Annotated in this window: 3 protein-coding genes; 2 read left to right on the top strand and 1 reads right to left on the bottom strand. The window is 73.9% G+C overall.

The window, feature by feature from the left end; translation table 11 throughout:
• Window positions 1-803, top strand: an 803-nt coding sequence (hemG, locus tag SSOG_RS11665) for a protoporphyrinogen oxidase (protein WP_063631558.1), incomplete at its 5' end; no start/stop codon positions are given.
• Between the two features lie 5 nt (window positions 804-808).
• Window positions 809-1,558 carry a hydrogen peroxide-dependent heme synthase gene (gene hemQ / locus SSOG_RS11660; protein WP_009714421.1) on the top strand — a complete coding sequence of 250 codons (750 nt, stop codon included), beginning with the start codon at window positions 809-811 and terminating at the stop codon, window positions 1,556-1,558.
• Window positions 1,559-1,606: 48 nt separating this feature from the next.
• Here hemQ and SSOG_RS11655 read toward each other — a convergent pair whose 3' ends face one another.
• Window positions 1,607-3,250: an alpha/beta hydrolase gene (locus SSOG_RS11655; protein ID WP_009714420.1), complete on the bottom strand. Its 1,644-nt coding sequence runs from the start codon at window positions 3,248-3,250 to the stop codon at window positions 1,607-1,609.
• Window positions 3,251-3,441: the final 191 nt, after the last annotated feature.

Below are 3,441 nucleotides of genomic sequence, written 5' to 3'. Positions count from 1 at the left end.
CCAGCGGCAGGGCGGGGCCGGGCCGGTGTTTCATGGGCATCGACGGCGGCATCGGGCGGCTGCCGCTCGCGGTGGCCGACGCCGTACGGACCGGGGGCGGCGAGATCCGCACCGGCGCCCCCGTACGAGAGCTGCGCCGCACGGCCGACGGCTGGACCGTCGTCACCGACGGCGAGGTGCTGCGGGCCGACGCGGTCGTGGTGGCGGCCCCCGCCCCCGCCGCCGCCCGGCTCCTGGCCGCCGACTCCCCGGCCGCCTCCGCCGAGCTGGCCACCGTCGACTACGCCTCCATGGCGCTGATCACCATGGCCTTCCGCCGCGACGACGTGGCGTCGCTCGCCGACGGCAGCGGCTTCCTGGTCCCGCCGGTCGACGGCCGCACGATCAAGGCGGCCACGTTCTCCAGCCGTAAATGGGGCTGGCTCCGCGACGCCGCCCCCGATCTCTTCGTGCTGCGTACCTCGATCGGGCGGTTCGAGGACGAGGAGCATCTGAAGCGCGACGACGCCGATCTGGTGGGGATGTCGCTCGCCGATCTCGGCGCGGCCACCGGACTCGACGCCCGGCCGGTGGCGACCCGGGTGAGCCGCTGGGACGGCGGGCTGCCGCAGTACCCGGTCGGCCATCTCGAGCGGGTCGCCCGGATCCGCGCGGAGGTCGCCAAGCTGCCCGGGCTGCGGGTGTGCGGCGCGGTCTACGACGGCGTCGGCATCCCCGCGTGCATCGGATCCGCCCGCACGGCCGCCGACGAGCTGCTGACGGCGACCCTGGCGGCGGGCGCCGTCGGCGGAGAGCGAGAATAGGCACCATGACTGCTGCTCCCGAGACCCCCGACACCCCCGACACCGTCACGTCGTCCAAGGCGCCCAACGCGGGGAAGAAGGCCAAGGACCTCAACGAGGTCATCCGCTACACCCTGTGGTCGGTGTTCCGGCTGCGCGACGTGCTGCCGGAGGACCGCACCGGCTACGCCGACGAGGTCGAGCAGCTCTTCGCGCAGCTCGCCGCCAAGGACGTCACCGTGCGCGGCACCTATGACGTCTCGGGGCTGCGGGCGGACGCGGACGTCATGATCTGGTGGCACTCGGAGACCTCCGACGCCCTTCAGGAGGCGTACAACCTCTTCCGCCGCACCCGGCTCGGCCGCGCCCTGGAGCCGGTGTGGTCGAACATGGCGCTGCACCGCCCGGCGGAGTTCAACAAGTCGCACATCCCCGCCTTCCTCGCGGACGAGAACGCGCGCGACTACGTCAGCGTCTACCCCTTCGTACGGTCCTACGAGTGGTATCTGCTGCCCGACGAGGAGCGCCGCACGATGCTCGCGGACCACGGCAAGATGGCGCGCGGCTTCCCCGATGTGCGCGCCAACACCGTCGCGTCGTTCTCCCTCGGCGACTACGAGTGGATCCTGGCCTTCGAGGCGGACGAGCTGCACCGGATCGTCGACCTGATGCGTCATCTGCGCGCCTCCGAGGCGCGCCGTCATGTGCGCGAGGAGGTGCCGTTCTACACCGGGCGGCGCAAGCCGGTCTCCGAACTGGTCGCCGGTCTGGCCTGACGGTCACGGCCCTGAGGCCCTGAGGCCCTGAGGTCACGGCCCTGACCGTCACGGCGCCCCCGGGCCTCCGGGGAGCGCGGGTTGCTTGCCGGACTCGGGCACCGGGGCCGGGCGAGGCTCCGGTGCCGGGCGCGGTGCGCAGGAGGCGGTCCGGCCCGGCGTCTTCCCGGTCAGCAGATACGTATCGACCTTGCGGTTGACGCAGGCGTTCGGGCCGCCCCACAGGCCGTGGGTACCGGCCTTCCGCTCGGTCACCAGGGAGGCGCCGGGGAGTCTGCGCCACAGCTCCTTGGCGCCCGCGTACGGAGTGGCCGCGTCCCGTTCGGCCGCCAGCAGCAGCACCGGCGGCAGCCCCGGCCGGGCGGTCACGTCCATGGGCGTGTCGTGCCCGAGCGGCCAGTAGGCGCAGGGCAGGTTCATCGCCACGTTGTCCCAGGTCTCGAAGGGCGCGCGGCGCGCGAGGGCGGTGTTCTCCCGGTTCCAGCTCGCCCAGCGGCGCGGCCAGGGCGCGTCGTTGCACTCCACGGCGGTGTAGACGGCGGCGCCGTTCTCGTCGGCCACCGCGTCCCCGGATTCGGACGCGGCCAGCGCGATCAGCGGCCGGGGATTGCCCCGCAGATAGGCGGCGAGGGCCCGTGCGCTGGGGTCCCAGTAGGCGTCGTTGTAGCCCACCCGTACGAACGCGTCCTGGAGCTCCCCGGTGCCGACGCGGCCGCCCGCCGGTTTCCGCGCCAGGCGGTGGGCCGCCTTCCGGTACGCGGCGAGTACCCGGGCGGGGGTCGTGCCGAGGTGGTAGACGGCGTGGTGCCGGGCGGTCCAGCGGCGCCAGTCCGCCCAGCGCCGCTCGAAGGCCAGGGACTGGTCCAGGTTGTTGCGGTACCAGATCTGCGCGGGGCCGGGGTTGACCACGCTGTCGAACACCATGCGGCGCACATGGCGGGGGAAGAGCGTCGCGTAGACGGCGCCGTAGTACGTGCCGTACGAGGCACCCACGAAGGTGAGCCGCTTCTCGCCGAGCGCGGCGCGCAGCACATCGAGGTCGCGGGCGTTGTTCAGCGTGGTGATGTGCCGCAGGGCCGCCCCCGTACGGCGCACACAGCCCCGGGCGTACGCGCGCGCCCGCGCCACCATCGCCCGCTTGAACGCGGCGGAGGGGTGCTGCGGGGAGCTGGTCGGCGTCTTGGCGAAGGCTTCCGGGCGCCGGCAGGACACCGGTGCGGAGCCGCCGACCCCGCGGGGCGCGTAGCCGACGAAGTCGTAGACCGCGGCCGTCTTGCCGAAGCCGTCCTCGGCGGCGTACTCGGGGAACGTCATGCCGGACGCGCCCGGTCCGCCCGGGTTGTAGACCAGCGCGCCCTGCCGCCGGGCCTTGGGCCCGGAGGCGCGGACGCGGCTGACGGTGAGACGGATGTGCTTGCCGTGCGGCCGCGCGTAGTCCAGCGGTACGGAGACGGTGCCGCAGCGGACATCGGACGACAGCTCCTCGGAGCTCGGGCAGCGGCCGAAGGCGATGCCCCGGACGCCCGCCTCCCGGGCCGCCACGATCACCCCGCGGGCCTCGGCGGCGCCGCCCCGGGGCACGGCCAGCGCGGGGGAGGTCAGCACGGCGGAGGCGGTGGAGCCGAACGAGGCGGACCAGGCGGGCGCCGCCGCCGCGACGGCGGTCGGCGCCGGGGGCCCGGCGGCGGCCATGGCGGTGGGGCGTGCGGTCGGTGGCGCGGCGAGCGGTCTGCCGGTGGCGGGGGTGGCGAGCAGCGCCGTCATGGCCACGGACAGGGACAGCGGTCCCGAGGATGCCGTACAGCGCTGCTGCTCTCACAAGCCATCCCTCCGCACATCACGCAATAAAAGGGATATTTGGTGCGGTTCTGGGTCATGTAAAG

The organism is Streptomyces himastatinicus ATCC 53653 (assembly GCF_000158915.1).
GTDB lineage: Bacteria > Actinomycetota > Actinomycetes > Streptomycetales > Streptomycetaceae > Streptomyces > Streptomyces himastatinicus.
Note: the sequence above shows the minus strand (reverse complement) of the source record. Positions and strands in the feature narration are given on the sequence as shown.